Here is a 21,199-nt window from a genome sequence, read left to right as displayed (position 1 = left end):
CTCCTCTCACCTGGTCAGAACGGCACACCGCCCGGCCGGATCACGATCGGGCTGACGGTCATGGTGCGTGGGAACACCGTGCTGGAATTGTCGGTCTCGCCGTCGATCGCCACATTGAGAATCAGGTATTGCGGCTTGCCGAACGGCCACGAGCGGCCGGACCGCAGCGCGTCCGAGGCCCGCAGCGTCATGGTCGGCTTGCGGTCGAGGTAGAAGCGGACGATCCGGTCGTCGAAGTAGACGCCGAAGCGGTGCGGCCCGGCCGCGAGGGAACTGCCGACGTCGGTGGTGCCACCCGGGTCTCCCCAGCCGTACGATTTGTCGGTCTTGGAATTGGCCGTTGTGGCCATGTGGGCAGCCACGTGCGCCTTCGTCGGGGTGGCACCGGTGCCCTCGAAGATGTCCAGCTCACCGCAGGCCGGCCAGCCGACCTCGCCGATGTCGGTGCCGATCGTCCAGAAGGCCGGCCACACCCCGGCGCCGACCGGCGCGGTGATCGAAGCCTCGACGTAGGAGCCGGGCCGCACCTCCACCTTGCCCTGGGTGGTGATCCGCGCGCTGGTGAAGCCGGTGCCGGTCCGGTACGCCGTGATCCGCAGGTGGCCGCGGCCGTCGACGTACGAGTTCTCGGCGCTGTCGGTGTACGTCTCCAGCTCGCCGTTGCCCCACCCGCCGCCGCCGGTCTCGTGGTTCCACACCGCCGGGTCGATCGGCGAACCGGCCGGGCCGTCGAAGGTGATGATCCGGACGGCGTCCGGCGCCGCCGAACCGTTGGACACGACAGCGGCGACGGCCAGCACGACGGCGATCAGGATCTTTACCATCAGCCCGCCTGGTACAGACGGGCCACGACGTCCTCGATGTCCGGTTCCACGACCGAGAGGTCCCGCACCGAGGCCACCGCCACCAGCCCGGCGACCGCCGTACCGGCCGACGTGCCGTCCAGCGCGAAGGTCACCCGGTGGCCGTCCGCGGCGCTGCCCGTCACGGTGGCACCCGGCAGCGCGAAATCCGGCGGCAGCGGCTCGTCGAGATCGACGACGAGGCTCCGCCGGGACCCGTACCGGGCGTGCAGCGCCTCGATGCTGCCGTCGTGGACCACCCGCCCGTGGTCGATCACCACCAGCCGGTCGCACAGCCGCTCGATGTCGGCCAGATCGTGCGTGGTCAGCACCAGCGTCACGTCCCCGGACGCGCCCAGCTCGGCCAGGAACGACCGCACCGCCTGCTTGCTCACCACGTCCAGTCCGATCGTCGGTTCGTCGAGGAACAGCACCCGCGGCCCGTGCAGGAGTGCCGCGGTCAGCTCACCACGCATCCGCTGGCCCAGCGACAATTGCCGGACCGGTGTGTCCAGGAACTCATCGAGATCCAGCAGGTCACGGCACCGGCGCAGGCGGGTCTCGTGCTCGGCCGGCGGCACCCGGTAGATGTGCCGCAACAGCCGGAACGACTCACCCAGCGGCAGGTCCCACCACAGCTGCGACCGCTGCCCGAACACCACGCCGATGCGCAGGGCCAGCCGGGTGCGCTGCGGCACCGGGGTCAGCCCGAACACCGACACCTCCCCCGAGCTCGGCGCGAGCACGCCGGTCAGCATCTTCAGGGTGGTCGACTTGCCGGCGCCGTTCGGGCCGATGTAGCCGACCATCTCCCCCGGCTCGATGGTCAGGTCGATCCCGTCGACCGCCGACACCGTGCGTTTCGTCCGGCGCAGGCGCCCCGCCTTCACCCGTACCGTGAAGTCCTTGCGCAGTTCCCGCATCCGAATCATGAACCCGTACTCCGGTAGTGGCGGATGCCGGTGCGCCACACCGCGGTGGCGATCGCCACCGCCGGGAGCGCGACCAGCGGGGAGACATAGCCGGCCCAGGCCGGCAACCCCAGCGGGTCGGTCCGGCCGAGCAGCGCCAGCGCCGGCTGATAGGCGACAAAACCAAAGCCCAGGGTGTACGCGAACAGGTCCCGGAACCAATTGCTGTAAACCGTGATCGGGTACGACGTGAAGTCCCGCCCGCCGTAGGTGAAACCGTTCCCGATCTCCCCCGACTCGACCCACCAGAACGCGAAGCTCGCGGTCAGCACGAAGATCGCCCCGAAGAACAGCGCGGCCCCGACCGGCACCACCGCGGCCAGCAGCACCCGGGCGACCGTCCAGTCGACGTCGTTCACGGCCAGCGCGATGCCGTAGATGGTCGCCCCGAACCCCAGCCGCAGCAGCTTGCGCAGCGGCAGATCGGTGAAGACCAGCTGCGGCAGCACCGGCAGCGGACGGGTCAGCATGGTGTCCAGCTGCCCCGTACGGACATACCTCTTCAGGTCGTCGATGTTGCCGACGGTCATGTCGGCCAGCACGAAACCGAACGCGGTCAGTCCGGTCATCAGGATCGCCTCGGCCAGCGTGAACCCGCCGATCTGAGCGGTCGCCCGGAACAGGACGAACACGGTGACCACGTCGAGGACGGTGGCGCCCACGTTGCTCAGCAGCTCGGCCGCGAACGACGCCCGGTAGGAGAGCATCGACCGCCATTTCCCGCCGGCCAGCGCGGCGTACGCCCGCAGCTCACCCACCCTGCACCACCAGCTTGCGTTCGGCCCGCCGCTGCACAACGCTGGCCAGCCACAGGAGCAGCACCGCCCAGATCGCCTGCAGGGCGACCAGGCCGGCCTGCAAGGCCGGCGAATCGCGCTCCACCAGGACGTCCAGCGGGGTCTGCAGCAGGCCCGGCAGCGGGGTGGCGACCCACAGCGTCACCGTCAGCCACTCCGGCAGCAGGCGCAGCGGGAAGTACAGGCCGGCCAGCACGCCCGAGCCGAGCGTCCACAGCATCTGCGGCCCACGGGCGTCCTGCAGCCAGTAGGCGGTCGCGTTGACCAGGAAACGGCAGCCGAAACTCCCCAGGACGGCCAGGCCGACCGACAGGACGAACAGCGGGAACGTCTGCCACCGGTGCGGGCTCGCCAGCGGAAAGAACAGCAGGCCGACCAGCACCGGACCGAGGAACCGGGTGAGCGTGCCGTGCAGCGCACGGCCCAGGTCAGCCGCCAGGTACGACACGACCGGAGGAACCGGACGTAACAGGTCGGATGCGATGTCACCGGTGCGGATCCGGTCGGCCAGCTCGGTCCAACCCCAGATTCCGGTCACCGCGAGTAATCCTTGACCCACCCAGACGTACGTGGCGAGCTGCTCGACGTCATACCCGCCCGGGCGATTGCCCACCGCGCCGGCCGCTACGGCCAAGAGCACGTAGCAGCGAAGGAAGCCGAAGACTATGTTGGTGAACGATCCGGCTATGGTGGCCTGCCGATAGGTCGCGTAGCGCCGGAAACCCGACCACACCAGTGCACCGAAAGTAGTTACGGAAGCGCGAAACGGACGACCGGGAGAGATCGTCAGCACGCTGGCGCCAATCCGGTCCACGCCGTTAATCTCCTTCCAAACCCCGCAGTGGAGCCGGGAGACTCTACCCGGGTCTCCGGACGGCCACCGCACATTTTTCGCACGAGAAGTGGACTTGACCGTGACGGAGCGTCGCCAATCGCCGGGCTTGCTGTTGGCTGCCCGATGAACGGCTGGAGCTCGCAGATCGGCGACGACCGCTGGGGCGACGAGCCCGCCTGGGTCTACGAGATCACCTGGGAGTGGGAGCCGCTGCCCGGCCAGCGCTACCCCGGCGATCCCGGCCGCCGCAAGGCCGTGCGCACCCCCGTCTACGAGGCCTCGACGCAGCCGCCGTCGGAGGCCCCGCAGCGATATACCCACACGCCCGTCCAGCGCGACGAGCCGCGCACCTACGACCCGCGCGTGCCGCAGGGCCGGGAAAACCTCAACCGAGACAGCTCCGGGTACGCGGCCCGCACGGCCGGCGCGGTGCCGCCGCAGCAGCGCGACGAGCCGTCCTGGAACCGCCCGATGGCCATGCCCGACCACCTGACCGACGAGCGGCGCCCACCCCAGCAGGGTCGCCCCACCGCGCCCGACCAGCGGCGCGGCTCGGTTCCCCCGTACGGCGGCCGCCCCGGCACCCCCGAGCCCCCGTTCCGCGACCAGCCCCCGCAGCGCCGCGACGCGCAGCAGTACCGCGAGGGGCAACAGTTGCGAGACCCTCAGCGCGACGCCCAGCAGCGCCGCGATCCGCAGCGCGAGGGCCAGCGCGACGCTCAGCAGTACCGCGACCCCCAGCAGTACCGCGACGCGCAACGCGAAGGGCAGCGCGATGCGCAGCAGTACCGCGACCCGCAGCGCGACGCCCAGCAGTACCGTGACCCGCAGCGCGAAGCGCACCAGCTCCGCGACCCGCAGCAGCAGTACCGCGATCCTCAGCGCGAGGCGCAACCCCATCGCGACCCGCAGCAGCACCGCGACCCGCGGGCACAGACGCCGCAGGGGCATCCGCAGTCCGCGGCGCCGCAGTCCGGGCCGTCTCAGTCCGTGTCGCTGGCCGGTGGGCGGCCGCAGGGCCCCCACATGTACGGCGCGGCGCGCCCGCCCTACCAGGAGCCGCGACCGGTCGCGGGCCCACGTCCGGTGTCACCGGCCGCCAATCCCGGCGTATACGGCAGTGCCCGCCCCGCACCCGCGGACGCCTTCCCGGCCCGCCCGGAGGTCCACCCGGCCGGCCGCCGCACCGACGCACCGTTCGACCTGCGGCCCGCGCCCGAGGTCGGCAGCCCCGCACCTGCACGCCCGGCACCGCAGCCGACCCGGGTCACCCCGTCGCAGGCGTCGCCGTCGCCGGTGTACCCCGCCGTGCCCGGCCAGGCCCGCCCGGTCTCCGGCCCCGGCCAGATGGGACCGTCCGACGCCGGCGCCTACCCCCGGCCGGTGTCCGCACCCGCCGGCGACCAGACGCACCCACGGCCGGTGTCCGCACCCGCGCCCGACCACGCCTACCGGCCGGTCTCGGCACCAGCGGCCAACCAGGCCCAACCGCGACCCGTGCCCGCTCCGGCAGTCGACCACGGCAATCCGCGGCCCGTCTCCGCACCGGCGGCCAACCACGGCTACCCGCCGCCGGTCACCCCCGGGACCGACCGCGCCTACCCACGACCGGTCTCCGCACCGGCGGCAGACCAGGGCTACCCACGACCGGTCTCCGCACCGGCCGCCCAGCACGGCTCGCCGCCGCCGGTCCCCCCGCCCGCGTCGGACCGCGCCTACGTACCGCCGGTCTCGGCTTCGTCTGCCGACCGCGCCTATCAGCCGCCGGTCTCGGCGTCCGGGGCCGAGCAGGGCCGGCCGGTGGCTGCGTCCGGCGATGAGCAGGCCTACCCGCGGCCGGTCGCCGGGCCCGCGGTCGACCAGACCCAGCCGATTTCCGCGCCTGCTGCCGAGCACGCCTACCCGCCCCCGCCGGTTTCGCGGCCGGTCACGGGTGGGCCGGTGCCGAACGACGGTTTCCCGTTCCCGCCGCAGGCCGGTTACGCCGCCGCCGGCGAGGCGCGGTTCGGTGCGGTCCGGCCGACCACCGCGCAGCCATACTCCGTGCCGGAGGAACACGCCTACGCCCCGGCCGACGCGGCGTTCACGCTGCCGGACGGACCGACCGCGGGTTCCGGGGTCGAACCGGTCACGGCTCCGCCCGCCACCAGCACCGAGCCCGAGCCGAACTGGGCCGAGTCGGCCTGGGCGCGCAGTGCCACGCCCGCCGCACCGGAGCCGGAGACCGTCCCGCCGGTGCCCGAGCCCGAGGGCCACGGCCTGGGCTGGCTGCTTTCGATGAGCGGCCTCGGAGCGCCCACGCAGGTGCCGCTCGACCCGGTGGAGACCGCGCCGGTGTCCGGCGTACCGGCGTCGGCCGTTCCCGCCTCGGCCTCGCCGGTTTCGGCACCGCCGGTCTCCGCCGCACCGGCCGCTGCGGCGCCGGAGCAGTCCCCGGACCCCAACGAGTCCGCCGGCGAGGACGCCCCGGTCAGCGGCGTGCCCGCCAAGCAGAGCTGGTTCGTCCCCGGCACCGGTTCACACCCGATCGTGACTCCGTCCGGCACCGGCCCGGAGCCGGCCGAGGACGCAGGCGCCGAGTCGCTTCCGGCAACTCCGGTCAGCGCCGCGCCCGTCAGCGCGACGCCGCTGAGTGCCGCCCCGGCAGAGCGGGAGCCCACCGAGTTCGCGTCGGTCGAGACCTGGCCGAGCAGCACCCCGGTCAGCGCGACCCCGACCAGCGGCACGTCGGCCGGCGCCGAGCCCACCAGCTCCTCGTCGTTCGACCACCCTTACGGCAGCACGCCGACCAGCGCCACTCCCGCCGGGCCCGAGCGCTCGCCGTTCGACCCGGCCAGCGCAACGCCGACCAGCGCCGAGCCCACCAGCATCTCGCCGTTCGAGGACCCGCACAGCAGCGACCCGGTCAGCGCGACCCCAACCACCGCCGAGCCCACCAGCATCTCGCCGTTCGAGGACCCGCACAGCAGCGACCCGGTCAGCGCGACCCCAACCAGCGCCGAGCCCACCAGCATCTCGCCGTTCGAGGACCCGCACAGCAGCGACCCGGTCAGCGCCACCCCGACCAGCGCCGAGCCTGCCGGCTCCGCTTCCTTCGAGGCCCCGCTCAGCGACAGCCCGGTCGGCGCGGCCCCGACCAGTGCCATCCCGGCCGACGCCGAGCCGATCGACTTCTCGTCGTTCGACCACCCGCGCAGCGGCCCGGTCAGTGCCACCCCGGTCGAGCCCGAGACCATCGGCTTCTCGCCCTACGGATCGCCGCCGAGCAATACGCCGGTCAGCGCCGCGCCGTCGGACTTCACGCCGTTCGACGTGCGGCCGGCCGGTGAGACGTCGTTCGGCATGCGGCCGACCAGCGCGACACCATTCAGCACGAGCCCGGTCAGCGCCACGCCGGTCAGCGCCACGCCCGTGAGCGCCACACCGGTCAGCGCTACACCCGTGAGCGCCACACCGGTCAGCGCCACACCCGTGAGCGCCACACCGGTCAGCGCCACACCGATCAGCGCCACACCCGTGAGCGCCACACCCGTCAGCTCGGCTCCGGGCACCGAACCGATCAGCACGACGCAGGTCAGCGCAGCACCGATCAGCGCGGCACCGATCAGCGTGCGGCCGGTGAGCTCCGCCTACGGCCAGCCTGAACTGGACGATGCCGAACCGATTGAGGCGGAGCTCGTCGACATCGAGCCGGTCGACGCTATGTGGGTCGAGGCCGAGGTCGCCCTCCCGGCCGACCGGCCGATCGCCGTCGACCCGGAGCAACCGGCTATCGAGTCGTCCTTCGCCGCCGCGCCGGCTGCCACGGACGCATGGTCGGCGCCCGCGCCGGAAACCCCGGCCGAGCCGAAGCCAGACATCGAGATCAAGACCGCGGCCGAGCCCGCAGCCGAATTCGAGACGGACGCCGAACGCGAACCGCAGACCCATCTCACGTCGAAAGCCCAACCCGAACCGCCGGCCGAACTCCGGCCTGAGCCCGGATCTCGGGCCGAGACCGTCGCCAAGGCCGAAGCCTCCGCTGACCCCGAAGCGGAACCCGAGCCGCCGGCCCGGCTTGAGCCGCAAGGCCATCTCAAGTCCCCAGACCAGCCCGAATACCAAGGTCAACCCGAATCACAGACCCGAACTGAGTCGCGCGCCGAACTGCGGACCGAAGTCGAGTCGCAGGCACCGGCCGAGTCGCGGGCACAAGGCGAACCCCAGACCCAAGCCGAGCCACGGGACCCGGCCGAACCCCGGACCCAAGCTGAGCCGCAGACGCATGCCGAGCCACGGGGCCAAGCCGAACCCCAGACCCAAGCTGAGCCGCAGACCCAAGCTGAGCCGCAGACCCAAGCCGAGCCGGCGAGCGGAACCGCGTCCGTCTCGGGCGCCGGGGCCGGGGCCGTCGACGAGCCCGGCGTGGACGCCGGACCGGGGCCGGCGGCGGATGGCGTTGGCGAAGCAAACCCCGCCGACCCGACCGGGTCGGACAAATCGGTTGGCGCGGAACCTGGTGGTGAAGCTGGGGCGGTCGTTCCCGCGGCGGTGAGTTCCGGGGTGACCGAGACCGCGGGACCGGGTGGTTCGGCGGGGGAGCCCGACGCCGTACCTCCGAAGGGCGAAACCGCCGACTCGGCGGAGGACGCCTCGGAGAGCGCGGCCGACGCCCTGGTCGCGGCCTCTGCTGGTGCGGCTGGCAGCGACCCGGCGGAAGCGGTCCCGGCCAAGCGTGCGCCGATCCGGCAGCGGGCCGCGATCGACGCGAAGGCTCGGCGGGGGGATCCGGAGCAGGTGCTCGCGGCCTATCCGTGGTCGTTCGATCCGGAGACGCTGCGGGAGGAGATCGACGAGCCGGATCCGATGTGGGTCGTGGTGGATCGGCTGACCGACAAGCTGGAGTACGCCGAGCGGGACGCCGTGCGGGCCCGGCTGCTCGGGCTGCGGGCGGTGGCTCAGCGGCTGCTCGGTGAGCTGGACGCGGCCGAGGCCGACGGGCGGCAGGCGCTCGCGCACGCTCAGGCCACCGGTGAGCTGCGGCGGACCGCGATCGTGCAGGCCCGGCTCGGGCATGTGCTGCAGTGGAAGGGTGAGTTCGCGGAGGCCGATCTGCTCTACGCGGAGGCCAGTTCGCCGGAGTTGCCGTCGCGGCTGCGGGCCGAGGTGCACGAGTTGGCCGGGCGGTCGGCCTTCGATCAGGGACGCTATCTCGAGGCGATGAACCACTTCGAGACGGCGCTGGATCTGCGCAAGGGCGCCGACCCGGACCTGGTGGAGCGGATCGAGCTGGCCCTCGACACGATTTTCCGGCACACCCGGGGCGGCGAGTGGGGTCCCTATCCGCGGACCCGGGACGAGATCCTGGGCCGCACCGAGCCGCCGCGGCCGATCCGGGACGAGCGGTCGGGGCTGTGGGGCTACGTCGGCGCGGTGCCGCCGCGGTACGCACAGGCCCAGCCGTTCGCGGACGGGCTGGCCTGGGTGCGCCGGCCGGAGTCGCCGGCCTGGGAGCTGATCGACCTGGCCGGTGACGTCGTGATCGACGCGTCGTCGGGGTACCGGGCGGCCGAGCGGTTCGCCGACGGGCTGGCCTGGGTGTCCCGGGACGAAGCGGGCGGCTGGTATGCGATCGACCGGCAGAACCGGCTGATCGTGCCGGGCGGGTTCGAGGACGCGAAGCCGTTCCATCACGGGCTGGCGCTGATCCGGCGGGGCGGCTGGGGTGCGATCGACCGGCACGGGCGGGTCGTGGTGCAGCCGCGGTTCCAGGGGTTCCGGACGCCGCTGGTGTCCGGCGGGCCGATCGAGGGTTTCACCGACGAGGGCCTGGCCGTGGTGGACGTGGGCGAGCGGTTCGGGGTGGTGGACCGGAACGGGCAGATGATCGTCGAGCCGACGCACGCGGCCGTGGTGATCCACCCGGTGGCGTTCCTGATCGCCGACCACTACGGGCTGTGGGGCGCGCTCGACCGCAAGGGCGAGATGCTGATCGAGTTGAAGTACAAGGAGCAGTCCGACGTACTGGATGAGCTGGACCGGTTGCTGACCGACGGGCGTCCCGTTCTCTGAGGATATAAAGGGGAGCTATGGAGTTCCGTCATCTCGGCCGTTCCGGCCTGCTCATCAGTGAGATCGCCTACGGCAACTGGATCACCCATGGTTCCCAGGTCGAGGAGGACGCCGCGGTCGCCTGCGTGCGGGCCGCCCTCGACGAGGGGATCACCACCTTCGACACCGCGGACGTCTACGCGGGCGGCCGCGCCGAGGAGGTGCTCGGCCGGGCGTTGAAGGGCGAGCGTCGGGCGGGCCTGGAGATCCTCACCAAGGTCTTCTGGGCGACCGGTCCCGGTCCCAACGACCGCAGCCTGTCCCGCAAGCACATCATGGAGTCGATCGACGCGTCGCTGACCCGGCTGCAGACCGACTACGTCGACGTCTACCAGGCGCACCGCTACGACTACTCGACCCCGCTCGAGGAGACCATGCAGGCGTTCGCCGACGTGGTGCGCTCCGGCAAGGCGCTCTACATCGGCGTGTCCGAGTGGACCGCCACCCAGCTGCGGGCCGGATGGGAGATGGCCCAGGATCTGAAGATCCCGTTCGTCTCCAACCAGCCGCAGTACTCGGCGCTCTGGCGGGTCATCGAGGCCGAGGTGGTGCCCACCTCGATCGAGCTGGGCATCGGCCAGGTGGTCTTCTCGCCCATCGCGCAGGGCGTGCTCTCCGGGAAGTACGCGGTGGGCCAGCAGCCGCCCGAGGGGTCCCGGGCCACCGACGAGAAGAGCGGGGCGAACTTCATCTCCCGGCTGCTGACCGACGAGGTGCTGACCGCGGTGGCCGGCCTGAAGCCGCTCGCCGAACAGGCCGGGCTCTCGATGGCGCAGCTGGCGGTGGCGTGGGTGCTGCAGAACTCCAACGTCTCCGCGGCGATCATCGGCGCTTCGCGCTCGGAGCAGGTCAAAGACAACGTCAAGGCCTCGGGCGTACGGCTGGAAGCCGACCTGATGAAGTCGATCGACGCCGTCCTGGACCCGGTGGCCGAGCGGGACCCGGCCAAGACCGTGAGCCCCGCCCGCCGCCCGTAACTAACTGCCGGACCAGAACCGCATCAGTTCGAGTCCTACCTGGATGAGCGCCTCGGACAATCCGAGGCGCTCGGCCAGCCAGAACACGACGTCGAAGAAGTACTGGCCGAGCTTCGTCTGCCACAGAGCAAGGAACAACAGGATGAAGCCGTACGGCGCGAAGAGGTTCCACGCGCGCTGGTAGGCCGGGCTCATCCACGGGGCGATGATGCTGCCGCCGTCCAGGCCGGGGATCGGCAGGAAGTTGAGCACGCTCGCGGTGATCTGCAGGAACGCCAGGGCACCGAGGGCGCTCCAGAACTCCAGGTGGGTGGTCTGGCCGGTCAGCTGATATTGCCCGCTCAGGGTGAGTACGAACTTCGGGCCCACGCCGATCCAGAACGGCACCGCCATGACCAGGGCCAGCACCACGTTGGTGAGCGGGCCGGCCGCGCTGATCAGCGAATCTTTCACCCGGCTGCGGATGTGCTGGTGGTCGATCCAGACCGCGCCGCCGGGAAGGCCGATGCCGCCGAGGATCACCACGATCACCGGCAGCACGATGGACAGCAGCGGGCTGGTGTATTTCAGCGGGTTGAGCCGCAGGTAACCGCGGTCGGCCACGGTCTTGTCGCCGGAGAAGAAGCCGACCAGGGCGTGTGCGTACTCGTGCAGGCACAGCGACAGCAGCCAGCCGGTGATGATGAACAGGAAGACGTCGACCCGGACGTTGCCGAAGCCGGTCCAGGTCATCCAGCCGCTCACGCCGAAGACGGCGACGATGCCGACGAAGACCGGGCTCGGCACGAACGCGTTGCGCGGGGTGCGGGTGTAGACCGGTTCGTAAGTCATCTGCTAGTCCGCCGGGAGCAGGCTCATCTTGTAGTCGACCCGGTCGTCCTCGACCAGGACGACCTGGGCCACGCCCGAGTCGGCCAGCTCACGCCACTCCTGGCCGATCCACGACTCGGCGTCGGCCTGGCTGCTGAACGTCTCGGCCGGGCCGGCCACGGACTGTCCGTCGACGTTCTCGTACCGCCAACTCCACGGCATCCGCCGTTCCCCCTCACTTCTGTGCTCGGTGCGGCCTCCACCCTACGGCTTCCGCCTGTGCGGCCCGGCCTTAAGGTACGGGGCATGTCCGATGATCGGTGGAACACCGTCCTGGTCCTCGGCGGGATCCGGTCCGGCAAGTCGGCGTTCGCCGAGGCGCTGGTCGCGGACGCCGCCTCGGTGCGGTACGTAGCCACGGCCGTGGGTGGCGAGGACGACCCGGAGTGGCGCGCGCGGATCGAAACACATCAGCAGCGCAGGCCACAGTCCTGGTCGACCGAGGAGACCGGGGCCGACCCGGCCCGGCTGATCGCGCTGCTGGCCGACACCAAACCGGACGACACGCTGCTGGTGGACGACCTCGGCGGCTGGGTGGCGGCGGTCCTCGACCCGGCCCGGCAGCCCAACGACGACGAGGCCGACGTGGCGGCGCTGGCCGCCGCGGTGCGTTCGTGCGCCGGGCGTGTCGTGCTCGTCAGCCCCGAGGTCGGCCTCTCCCTGGTCGCGACTACGCCGGTCGGGCGCGCCTTCGCCGACGCTCTCGGCACGACGAACCAGGCCCTGGCCGACGCCTGCGATCGGGTGGCCCTGGTGGTCGCCGGCCGGGCGATCTGGCTGAGCGGCCCGGACGCGACGGTTTCCGCCAGCATTTCGGATTTGTCCGCACAAAAGGAGGCGTCCCGCGCGGGTCTCGGCGCTGCGGGCGCGGCGAGCGCGGGCGCGGCGAGCGCGGGCGCGGACAGCGCGGCGAACGCGGGCGCGGCCGAGGCCGAGCCGGTGGCCGAGCCTCAGCTCATCGCGCCGGTTACGCCGGACGCCAGGACCGCAGCCGCGGCGGACGCTACGCCTCAGCTTGTCGCGCCGTCGGCGGCCGGGGCCGTGCTGCACGAACCCACCCAGCAGCTGCCGACCCTCGGCGGTCTGGTCGCGATCGAGCCCGGCATGGACCTGCCGATGCCGGACAGCGACGCCGGCCCGGACGCCCGCGACCGCCTGGTTAACGTCGACTTCGCCGGTGCCGGTCTCGGCTCGCTGGTCGAGGTGGTCGAGTTCGCGGCCGGCACCCAGGGCACCACGATCCCCCGCGCCTGGACCTCGCCCCGCGTGCTGTTGATCGCCGGCGGCCACGACGGCGGTGCCGCGGCCGGCGACGACCCGGCCGACGTGGAACGCCGGGTCGCCGAGGTCGAAAACGGCGAGGGTGTGCTGAGCCGGCTGGCCGGCCAGTCGGGCGCCGACATCGCCGTGCTGCGGGTGGCCCGCGCCGGCGCCATGGAGGACGGTCCGGTGATCGACGACGCCGCCGTCGAGGTGGCGCTGCGGCAGGGCTGGCGGCTGGCCGAGGCCGCCGCCGACGCGGGCCGCGACCTGCTGGTGCTGGCCTCGATCGGGGTCGGCACCGACGCGGTGGCCGCCGCGATCTCGGCCGCCACCACGGCCGCCGAGGCGGTCGCGGTGCTGCCCCGGGTGCTTCGCCCGGGCGGCCGCTACGACGACGAGGCCTGGATGATCCGCTGCGCGGCCGTCCGGGACACGCTGCACCGGATCCGGCAGGAGCCGCGCGGCGCCAAGGACATCCTGCGCGAGCTCGGCGGGGCCGACCTGGCGGTGGCGACGGGTGTGCTGCTGGGCGCCGCGTCCCGGCGCCTGCCGGTGCTGCTGGACGGCCCGGTCGGGATCGCGGCGGCGCTGGTCGCCCGGGACATCGGCAGCCAGATCCGGCACTGGTCGCTGCTGCCCGACGACGGCGGCGTGGAGCTGGTCCGGCAGGGCGCCGACGTGCTCGGCCTGGACCCGGTGCTGGACCTGGGCCTCGGTCTGGGCGAGGGGGCGAACGCCCTGGCCGCGCTGCCGCTGCTGCGCACCGCGATCGCCCTGGCCGCGGCCGCGCCGGTGCACCCGGCGCTGCTCACCGAGCCGGGCGACGACGGCCTCACCGACCTGATCGTCCCGAACGACGACGAGGACGTCGACTTCGCCGAGCCGACCCCCGACGGCCCCGGCCCGGCGACGACCGGAGAGTGAGCGCGGGGGCCGGACTTCGGCTCGCCGTGACCACGCTGACGGTCCTGCCGGTTCGCGGCGGCCGGGTGGATCGGGAATCCGCACGCTGGGCGATGTCCCTGGCCGCGGTGGTGGGCGCGGCGCTGGGTGCGGCCCTCGGCGGAATCCTCTGGGTAATGCGCGAGCTGCACGCTCCCCCGCTGGTGGCGGCGGCCGTCACGGTCGCGGCGGCGGCGCTGCTGACCCGGGGGATGCACCTGGACGGGCTGGCCGACACGGTGGACGCGCTCGGCTCCTATCGGCGCGGCGCGGCCGCGCTGGAAATCATGAAAAAGCCGGACATCGGACCGTTCGGGGTGGCGGCGATCGCGCTGACCCTGCTGATCCAGACCGCTTCGCTGGGGTCGATCTCCCCGTGGGCGCTGATCGCGGCGTTCGCGGCCGGCCGGCTGGCGATCACGGTGGCCTGCCGGCGTGGGGTTCCGGCGGCCCGGCCCGAGGGCCTGGGTGCGCTGGTGGCGGGCACGGTTCCGATCCCGGTTGCGGCGGGGGCCGCGATCATCGTGACGGTCGCGGCGGCCGCCGCGACCCCGGACCGTCCGTGGCAGGGGCCGGCCGCCGTCTTCGTCGCACTGCTGGCGGTGGTTCTGCTGCTGCGCCATTCCGTACGTCGTTTCGGCGGCATCACCGGTGACGTGCTGGGCGCCTCGGTGGAGCTGGCGACCACGCTAGCCCTGGTCGGCCTGTCCCTGCGCTGAGTCGTAGGCGGCCACGACCCGCTTCGGCGCGGTCCGCCGCCAGGCCTCGATCACCACCTGGCGCAGTTCCTCGGGGTCGGCCCGGGCCAGGTCGACCCGCACCCAGCCGAAGCGGCCGGTGTATTGCGACTTCTCGTACACCTCGGGCGCGCTCGCGATCAGCTCGGCCTGATCTTCCAGGGAGGCCTTCACCGTGGCGTGCGGCGAGCCGGAGCGGCCCGAGGCGAACATCTTGTCGCCGTAGCGCAGCGTCGGGTGCCCCCACTGCTCGACGAACACCTCCCGGGTGCCGGGCAGCGCCAGCACCCAGTCCCGCAGCTGCTCGTAGGTGACGGCCACCGGGCTCACCGCACCGACGGCTGCACGAACGGCGGCTTGACCACCTTGGCCTCGATCTTCCGGCCGCGGATGTCGATCTGGACCAGGTCACCGTCGGCGATGCCGGCCGCCGTGTCGATGAGGGCCAGCGCGATGCCGACCTTCTTCGTCGGCGAGAAGGTGCCGCTGGTCGTCTCGCCGATCGGCTGCTCACCGGCGTACACCCGCATGTGACCGCGGGGGATCCCGCGGCCGGTCAGTTCCAAGCCTCGCAGAAGGCGCCGCGGACCCTGGGTTTTCTCCGCGAGGAGAGCCTCGCGGCCCCAGAACTCGGGCTTCGACCAGCCCACCGCCCAGCCGGAGCGGGCCTGCACGGGGCTGATGTCGAGGGAGAGGTCCTGGCCGTGCAGCGGGTATCCCATCTCGGTGCGCAGCGTGTCGCGCGCGCCCAGCCCGCACGGCTGCACCCCGGCGCCGACGATCGCGTCCCACACCGCGGTCGCGTCGTCCCACGGCACCACCAGTTCGTAGCCGTGCTCGCCGGTGTAGCCGGTGCGGCAGACGATCAGCTCGGCGGTGCCCAGCGTGGCCAGGTCGAACGACATGTAGTCGTGCCCGGTCGGCAGGCCCAGCTTGCCGAGCACCTCGGCCGAGGACGGGCCCTGCACGGCCAGCACCGCGTAGTCCCGGTGCTCGTCGGTGACCGTGACGCCGGCCGGCGCCGCCGCGGTGAGCCGGCGGACGACCTCGGCGGTGTTCGCCGCGTTCGGGATCAGGAAGACGTGGTCGTCGGCGAACAGGTAGGCGATCAGGTCGTCGACGACGCCGCCGGTCTCGTCGCAGCACAGCGTGTACTGCGCCTGGCCGGGCTGGATGCGGCCGAGGTCGTTGCTGAGGCAGGAGTTCACGAACGCGGCCGCGCCGGCCCCCCGCACACGCGACTTTCCGAGGTGCGAGACGTCGAACACCCCGGCCGCCCCGCGCACGGCGGCGTGCTCCTTCAGGACGCCTCCCCCGGCGTACTCCAAGGGCATCTCCCAGCCGCCGAAGGCGGCGAGCTTCGCACCCAGCGCGACGTGGCGCTCGTGCAGCGGCGAACGGAAAAGGGCATCGGCGGCGTCGGCAGACATGAGAGTCAACTTACCCGTGACCTTGGGAGTCGTTATTGTCGCGGGGACGCCCTTCACCCGGAGCCATCGCACCGGGGAATCCACCGACCAGCCGGCGCGCCCCAAGAGGGTGCCGGCCCCGAAGTCCCGGAGAGCCCGTGAGCCAGCCCAGCCTCGCCCTGGTCGACACCGACCCGGCCGAATTGGCCGTCGATGCCATCGTCATCGGCCTGCACAGCCAGCCCGACGACGGCGGAGCCCTGCTCCCTGCGGCCGGCGCCGAGAGCATCGCCGCCGCGTTCGACGGCAAGCTGACCTCGACGCTGGCGCTGCTCGGCGCGAGCGGCGCACCGGGCGAGGTGACCAAGCTGGCCACGCTCGGCACGATCGCGGCGCCGCTGATCGTCGCGGTCGGGCTCGGCGACGAGCCGTCCGGCTCCGCCCCCGAGCTGGAGAAACTGCGCCGCGGCACGGGTGCGGCGGTGCGCGCGCTGGCCGGCAGCGCGACGGTGGCGCTGGCCCTGCCGCTGCCCGACGACGAGGACGCGCCCGGCGTGCTGCGGGCCATCCTGGAGGGCGCGCTGCTCGGCGGCTACAAGTTCGCCGGCTACAAGACCAAGCCGCAGCCGAACCGCCGCGACCCGGTCGCCCAGCTCCAGGTGCACGTGCCGGACGCGGCCGACGAGGCGGCGCAGGCCGAGGTGACCCGGGCCGAGGTGGTGGCCCGTTCGGTGCGGCTGGCCCGCGACTGGGTCAACATGCCGCCCAACGAGCTGCGCCCGCCGTCGTTCGCCGACGCCGTGGTGGCCGCCGCGCAGGGTTCCGGCCTCGAGGTCGAGGTGCTCGACTTCGACGAGCTGAAGGCCGGGGGGTACGGCGGGATCGTCGCGGTCGGCCAGGGCTCGGAGGCGCCGCCGCGGCTGGTGAAGCTCAGCTACACGCCCGAGGGGGTCGAGTCGCCGAAGCGGGTCGCGCTGGTCGGCAAGGGCATCACGTTCGACACCGGCGGCATCAGCATCAAGCCGAGCGCCGGCATGTGGGAGATGAAGTCGGACATGGCCGGCGCGGCTGCGATCGGTGCGGCGATGCTGGCGGTCGCCGCGCTCAAGCCGGGCGTGGCGGTCAGCGGCTACCTCGCGATGGCGGAGAACATGCCGTCCGGCTCGGCGTACCGGCCGGGTGACGTGATCACCATGTTCAACGGCAAGCGGGTCGAGGTGTTCAACACCGACGCCGAGGGGCGCATGGTGCTCGGCGACGCGATCGCCCGGGCCTGCGCGGACGGCACCGACTACGTGCTCGAGGCGTCCACGCTCACCGGCGGGCAGGTGATCGCGCTGGGCAAGCGGATCGCCGGCCTGATGGGTTCCGGCCCGGCCACCGAGCTGGTCCGGGCGGCCGGTGACAAGGTCGGCGAGCCGGCCTGGCCGATGCCGTTGCCGGAAGAGGTGCGCAAGGGCATGGAGTCCGACATCGCCGACATCTGCCAGACCAACTCGAACCTCGACCGGGCCGGGCACATGCTGCAGGGCGGCGTGTTCCTGCGCGAGTTCGTGGCCGAGGGCGTTGAGTGGGCGCACGTCGACATCGCCGGGCCGGGTTACCACGCCGGTGAGGCCACCGGTTACTGGACCAAGGGCGGCACCGGCGTGCCGATCCGTACGTTCCTGCAGGCGATCGACGATCTGGCCTAGGCTGCCCGACCTACAACGGGCGGTGTTTCTGCCGCTCGTTGTAGTCGCGCATGCGCTGCGGGTAACCCAGCAGGCGTACGTCGTAGATCGGCACCGACAGCCCGTGCGCCCACCGGCGGGCGATCTCCGGGGACTCGGTGCGCCGGCGGGTCCACTCGCCGTCGTGTGCCACGAGCAACACCGTGGTCTCGGTCACGGTCGTGCGCGGCTCGATGAACGCCTCGACGCCACGCCGGGTGCGGACGAACTCCGCCAAATACTCAAGATCGGCACGATCGACCGGCCGCCCCGCCGCCCGACCGGGCTTGCTGCCGCGCCGGAACCACGCCACCGCCCGCTCCTCACAGTCAATTGCGGCAAGGGTACGACGCGCGGGCACGCCGGTGGGCACCTGACTGCATCGATCGGTTCCATAAGTGACAAGATGGCTTGGACATACTGTGACCGTTTCCATTGTGTGACCCACATGGCGACGATGCGACCACTGGAGTCAACGTGAGCCAGCCGAACGGCGGAACCTTCGACATCGTCATCCTCGGCGCCGGCAGCGGTGGTTACGCGGCCGCCCTGCGCGCCGCCGAGCTCGACCTCTCCGTAGCGCTGATCGACAAGGCCGAGCTGGGTGGCACCTGCCTGCACCGCGGCTGCATCCCGACCAAGGCGCTGCTGCACGCCGCCGAGATCGCCGACCAGACCCGCGAGAGCGAGCAGTTCGGCATCAAGGCCGAGCTGCTGGGCATCGACATGGCCGCGGTGAACTCGTACAAGGACGGTGTCGTCGCCCGCCTGTACAAGGGCCTGCAGGGCCTGCTCACGCACAACAAGAACATCACCGTGGTGGCCGGCGAGGGCAAGCTCGTCGCCAAGGACACGGTCGAGGTCGCCGGTCAGCGCTACACCGGCCGCAACATCATCCTGGCCAGCGGCTCCTACTCGCGCTCGCTGCCCGGCCTCGAGGTCGACGGCAAGCGGGTCATCACCAGCGAGCACGCCCTCAAGCTCGACCGGGTGCCGTCCTCCGCGATCGTGCTCGGCGGCGGCGTGATCGGCGTCGAGTTCGCCAGCGTGTGGAAGTCGCTGGGCGCCGAGGTCACCGTCCTGGAGGCCCTCCCCCGGCTGGTCGCCCTGGAGGACGAGGACATCTCGAAGCAGCTCGAGCGCTCGTTCCGCAAGCGGAAGATCAACTTCAAGGTCGGCAAGCCGTTCGAGAAGGTCGAGAAGACCGAGAACGGCGTGCGCGCCACCATCCAGGGCGGCGAGACGGTCGAGGCCGAGGTCATGCTGGTCGCCGTCGGCCGTGGCCCGACGACCGCCAACCTGGGCTACGAGCAGCAGGGCGTCAAGCTCGAGCGCGGCTTCGTGATCACCAACGAGCGGCTGCACACCGGCGTGGGCAACATCTACGCGGTCGGCGACATCGTCCCCGGCCTCCAGCTCGCGCACCGCGGCTTCGCGCAGGGCATCTTCGTCGCCGAGGAGATCGCGGGGCTGACCCCGCCGGTCATCGACGAGGCCGGCATCCCCCGGGTCACCTACTGCGACCCGGAGATCGCCTCGATGGGCCTGACCGAGGCCAAGGCCAAGGAGAAGTTCGGCGCCGACAGCGTCGAGACCTACAACTACAACCTCGGCGGCAACGGCAAGAGCCAGATCCTCAAGACGCAGGGCTTCGTCAAGCTGGTGCGTCAGAAGGACGGTCCGGTCCTCGGCGTGCACATGATCGGCGCCCGGATGAGCGAGCAGGTCGGCGAGGCCCAGCTCATCTACAACTGGGAGGCCTTCCCGGAAGAGGTCGCCCAGCTGGTGCACGCCCACCCGACGCAGAACGAGGCGCTCGGCGAGGCGTTCCTCGCGCTCTCCGGCAAGCCCCTGCACGCACACAGCTGACCTTTAGAGACGACGCGGTAGAAGGAGTTCGAAGACATGCCGGTATCGGTCACCATGCCGCGGCTGGGTGAGAGCGTCACCGAGGGCACCGTCACTCGCTGGCTCAAGCAGGAGGGCGAGCGCGTCGAGGCCGACGAGCCGCTGCTCGAGGTCTCCACCGACAAGGTCGACACGGAGATCCCGTCGCCGGCCGCGGGCGTGCTCACCCGCATCGTCGTCGGTGAGGACGAGACGGCCGACGTCGGCAGCGAGCTCGCCGTGATCTCCGGCGACGGCGAGGACGCGGGTTCGTCCGAGCCGGCTCCGGCCGCGCAGGCCCAGGCGGAGCCGGAGGCCGAGGCCGAGCCCGAGCCCCCCGCTCCGACCACCCCGTCGACGGAGAAGCCGGTCGAGGCCGAGGCTCCGGCCCCGCAGACCGCTTCGGCGTCCTCCGGCGAGGGCACCGACGTCAAGATGCCCGCGCTCGGCGAGAGCGTCACCGAGGGCACCGTCACCCGCTGGCTCAAGCAGGTCGGCGAGACCGTCGAGGCCGACGAGCCGCTGCTCGAGGTGTCCACCGACAAGGTCGACACCGAGATCCCGTCGCCGGTCGCCGGCACGCTGCTCGAGATCAAGGTGCCCGAGGACGAGACGGCCGACGTCGGCGCCGTACTCGCGGTGATCGGTTCCGCCGACGCGGCCCCGGCCGCGGCCCCCGAGCCGGCCCCGAAGCCGCAGGCTGAGGCCCCCAAGGCCGAGGAGCCCAAGGCCGAGGAGCCCAAGGCCGAGGCCCCGAAGCCGGCTCCGCAGGCGGAAGCTCCGAAGATCGAGTCGGCTCCGGCGCCGGATATCGCGCCGTCGGCTCCTTCGACCCCCGCTCAGCCGGCCGCGCCGGCCGCCGAGTCGGTCAAGGCCAACGGTGCCGGCGACGCCGGTTACCTGACCCCGCTGGTGCGCAAGCTCGCCGCCGACAAGGGCGTGGACCTGTCCACCCTGACCGGCACCGGCGTGGGTGGCCGCATCCGCAAGCAGGACGTGCTCGACGCGGCCGAGGCCGCCGAGGCGGCCAAGGCCAAGCCGGCTCCGGCCGCCGCGGCCGCACCGGCCGCCGCAGCCACCGCCCCGAAGGCCGCGGCCGCCAAGCCGTCGCCGAGCCCGCTGCGTGGCCGCACCGAGAAGCTGACCCGCACCCGGGCCACCATCGCCCGCCGCATGGTCGAGTCGCTGCAGGTCTCGGCGCAGCTCACCACGGTCGTCGAGGTCGACGTCACCAAGGTCGCCCAGCTGCGCAACAAGGCCAAGGCCGACTTCCAGGCCAAGCACGGGGTGAAGCTCACCTTCAACCCGTTCTTCGCCCTGGCCGCGGTCGAGGCGCTGCAGCAGCACCCGGTGGTCAACTCGTCGATCGACCTGGAGGCCGGCACGGTCACCTACCACGACGCCGAGCACCTGGGCGTCGCGGTGGACACCCCGAAGGGCCTGATCGTCCCGGTGATCCGGGACGCCGGCGACCTCAACCTGGCCGGCCTGGCCAAGCGGATCGCCGACGTCGCGGACCGCACCCGGAACAACCGGATCGGCCCGGACGAGATCTCGGGCGGCACGTTCACCCTGACCAACACCGGCAGCCGGGGCGCGCTGTTCGACACGCCGATCATCAACCAGCCGCAGGTCGGCATCCTCGGCACCGGCGCGGTGGTCAAGCGGGCCGTGGTCGTCGAGGACCCCAACCTGGGTGAGCTGATCGTGCCGCGCTCGATGGTCTACCTGGCGCTCAGCTACGACCACCGGATCGTGGACGGCGCCGACGCCGCCCGCTTCCTGGTGACTCTGAAGGAGCGCCTGCAGGGCGGACAGTTCGAGTACGAACTCGGTCTGTGATCTTTTAGCGGTGAGAAGGGGCGCT

The 21,199-nt window shown here is 72.2% G+C and carries 16 protein-coding genes; 7 read left to right on the top strand and 9 right to left on the bottom strand.

Translation table 11 applies throughout. From position 1 onward, the window contains the following. Positions 1-14: 14 nt before the first annotated feature. The 4 genes from Ato02nite_RS46320 to Ato02nite_RS52320 are packed head-to-tail and all read right to left on the bottom strand — an operon-like array spanning position 15 to position 3,415. Positions 15-824 (bottom strand): glycoside hydrolase family 16 protein, encoded by an 810-nt coding sequence (locus tag Ato02nite_RS46320; RefSeq protein ID WP_213013113.1) that lies wholly within the window; start codon positions 822-824, stop codon positions 15-17. Then, positions 824-1,774: an ABC transporter ATP-binding protein gene (locus tag Ato02nite_RS46315; RefSeq protein ID WP_213013112.1), complete on the bottom strand. Its 951-nt coding sequence runs from the start codon at positions 1,772-1,774 to the stop codon at positions 824-826. Before Ato02nite_RS46315 ends, Ato02nite_RS46320 begins: the two co-directional genes overlap by 1 nt. Then, on the bottom strand, positions 1,771-2,571 hold the full coding sequence (locus Ato02nite_RS46310; RefSeq protein WP_213013111.1) for an ABC transporter permease: 801 nt from the start codon (positions 2,569-2,571) through the stop codon (positions 1,771-1,773). The genes Ato02nite_RS46315 and Ato02nite_RS46310 overlap by 4 nt, the downstream gene beginning before the upstream one ends. Continuing rightward, positions 2,564-3,415: an ABC transporter permease gene (locus Ato02nite_RS52320; protein ID WP_438873124.1), complete on the bottom strand. Its 852-nt coding sequence runs from the start codon at positions 3,413-3,415 to the stop codon at positions 2,564-2,566. Before Ato02nite_RS52320 ends, Ato02nite_RS46310 begins: the two co-directional genes overlap by 8 nt. 153 nt (positions 3,416-3,568) lie before the next feature. Between Ato02nite_RS52320 and Ato02nite_RS53405 the strand changes: the two genes are divergently transcribed. Both Ato02nite_RS53405 and Ato02nite_RS46280 read left to right on the top strand, forming a co-directional pair. Further along, on the top strand, positions 3,569-9,496 hold the full coding sequence (locus tag Ato02nite_RS53405; protein ID WP_246608145.1) for a WG repeat-containing protein: 5,928 nt from the start codon (positions 3,569-3,571) through the stop codon (positions 9,494-9,496). Positions 9,497-9,513: 17 nt separating this feature from the next. Beyond that, positions 9,514-10,512, top strand: coding sequence for an aldo/keto reductase family protein (locus Ato02nite_RS46280; protein ID WP_213013106.1), 999 nt, complete (start codon positions 9,514-9,516; stop codon positions 10,510-10,512). Here the strand turns inward: Ato02nite_RS46280 and Ato02nite_RS46275 are convergent, their stop codons facing one another. Both Ato02nite_RS46275 and Ato02nite_RS46270 read right to left on the bottom strand, forming a co-directional pair. Then, positions 10,513-11,343: a site-2 protease family protein gene (locus Ato02nite_RS46275; protein WP_213013105.1), complete on the bottom strand. Its 831-nt coding sequence runs from the start codon at positions 11,341-11,343 to the stop codon at positions 10,513-10,515. A gap of 3 nt (positions 11,344-11,346) precedes the next feature. After that, positions 11,347-11,544, bottom strand: a complete 198-nt coding sequence (locus tag Ato02nite_RS46270) for a hypothetical protein (protein WP_213013104.1) — start codon at positions 11,542-11,544, stop codon at positions 11,347-11,349. Between the two features lie 84 nt (positions 11,545-11,628). Here Ato02nite_RS46270 and Ato02nite_RS46265 point away from each other — a divergent pair, with 84 nt between their 5' ends. Together Ato02nite_RS46265 and cobS are read left to right on the top strand one after the other, a co-directional pair. After that, positions 11,629-13,569: a bifunctional adenosylcobinamide kinase/adenosylcobinamide-phosphate guanylyltransferase gene (locus tag Ato02nite_RS46265; protein WP_213013103.1), complete on the top strand. Its 1,941-nt coding sequence runs from the start codon at positions 11,629-11,631 to the stop codon at positions 13,567-13,569. Next, positions 13,566-14,306, top strand: coding sequence for an adenosylcobinamide-GDP ribazoletransferase (cobS, locus tag Ato02nite_RS46260; RefSeq protein ID WP_213013102.1), 741 nt, complete (start codon positions 13,566-13,568; stop codon positions 14,304-14,306). The genes Ato02nite_RS46265 and cobS overlap by 4 nt, the downstream gene beginning before the upstream one ends. Here the strand turns inward: cobS and Ato02nite_RS46255 are convergent. Further along, on the bottom strand, positions 14,277-14,645 hold the full coding sequence (locus Ato02nite_RS46255; protein WP_213013101.1) for an MmcQ/YjbR family DNA-binding protein: 369 nt from the start codon (positions 14,643-14,645) through the stop codon (positions 14,277-14,279). The genes cobS and Ato02nite_RS46255 overlap by 30 nt on opposite strands. Before the next feature lie 5 nt (positions 14,646-14,650). Further along, complete coding sequence (gene gcvT / locus Ato02nite_RS46250) at positions 14,651-15,754, bottom strand: glycine cleavage system aminomethyltransferase GcvT (RefSeq protein WP_213013100.1); 1,104 nt, start codon at positions 15,752-15,754, stop codon at positions 14,651-14,653. Between the two features lie 137 nt (positions 15,755-15,891). On the opposite strand from gcvT, the gene Ato02nite_RS46245 reads away from it, so the two are divergent. After that, a complete protein-coding gene (locus tag Ato02nite_RS46245) occupies positions 15,892-17,427 on the top strand; it encodes a leucyl aminopeptidase (protein WP_213013099.1) in 1,536 nt (511 codons plus the stop codon). Between the two features lie 10 nt (positions 17,428-17,437). On the opposite strand, the gene Ato02nite_RS46240 is transcribed toward Ato02nite_RS46245, so the two are convergent. Further along, positions 17,438-17,758: a hypothetical protein gene (locus Ato02nite_RS46240; protein WP_213013098.1), complete on the bottom strand. Its 321-nt coding sequence runs from the start codon at positions 17,756-17,758 to the stop codon at positions 17,438-17,440. 164 nt (positions 17,759-17,922) lie between these two features. On the opposite strand from Ato02nite_RS46240, the gene lpdA reads away from it, so the two are divergent. Both lpdA and sucB read left to right on the top strand, forming a co-directional pair. Continuing rightward, positions 17,923-19,314, top strand: a complete 1,392-nt coding sequence (lpdA, locus tag Ato02nite_RS46235) for a dihydrolipoyl dehydrogenase (RefSeq protein ID WP_213013097.1) — start codon at positions 17,923-17,925, stop codon at positions 19,312-19,314. 36 nt (positions 19,315-19,350) lie between these two features. Then, complete coding sequence (gene sucB, locus Ato02nite_RS46230) at positions 19,351-21,174, top strand: 2-oxoglutarate dehydrogenase, E2 component, dihydrolipoamide succinyltransferase (protein WP_213013096.1); 1,824 nt, start codon at positions 19,351-19,353, stop codon at positions 21,172-21,174. Positions 21,175-21,199 lie beyond the last annotated feature (25 nt).

This window comes from Paractinoplanes toevensis, from assembly GCF_018332695.1.
GTDB classification, from domain to species: Bacteria; Actinomycetota; Actinomycetes; order Mycobacteriales; family Micromonosporaceae; genus Actinoplanes; species Actinoplanes toevensis.
Note: the sequence above shows the minus strand (reverse complement) of the source record. Positions and strands in the feature narration are given on the sequence as shown.

What these genes read in the sequence shown, in the direction of transcription:
- Ato02nite_RS53405 (WP_246608145.1), top strand. Translation starts at nt 3,569, where the DNA reads ATGAACGGCTGGAGCTCGCAGATCGGCGACGACCGCTGGGGCGACGAG.
- gcvT (WP_213013100.1), bottom strand. Translation starts at nt 15,754, where the DNA reads ATGTCTGCCGACGCCGCCGATGCCCTTTTCCGTTCGCCGCTGCACGAG.
- Ato02nite_RS46315 (WP_213013112.1), bottom strand. Translation starts at nt 1,774, where the DNA reads ATGATTCGGATGCGGGAACTGCGCAAGGACTTCACGGTACGGGTGAAG.
- Ato02nite_RS46270 (WP_213013104.1), bottom strand. Translation starts at nt 11,544, where the DNA reads ATGCCGTGGAGTTGGCGGTACGAGAACGTCGACGGACAGTCCGTGGCC.
- Ato02nite_RS46320 (WP_213013113.1), bottom strand. Translation starts at nt 824, where the DNA reads ATGGTAAAGATCCTGATCGCCGTCGTGCTGGCCGTCGCCGCTGTCGTG.
- Ato02nite_RS46265 (WP_213013103.1), top strand. Translation starts at nt 11,629, where the DNA reads ATGTCCGATGATCGGTGGAACACCGTCCTGGTCCTCGGCGGGATCCGG.
- Ato02nite_RS46275 (WP_213013105.1), bottom strand. Translation starts at nt 11,343, where the DNA reads ATGACTTACGAACCGGTCTACACCCGCACCCCGCGCAACGCGTTCGTG.
- Ato02nite_RS46280 (WP_213013106.1), top strand. Translation starts at nt 9,514, where the DNA reads ATGGAGTTCCGTCATCTCGGCCGTTCCGGCCTGCTCATCAGTGAGATC.
- sucB (WP_213013096.1), top strand. Translation starts at nt 19,351, where the DNA reads ATGCCGGTATCGGTCACCATGCCGCGGCTGGGTGAGAGCGTCACCGAG.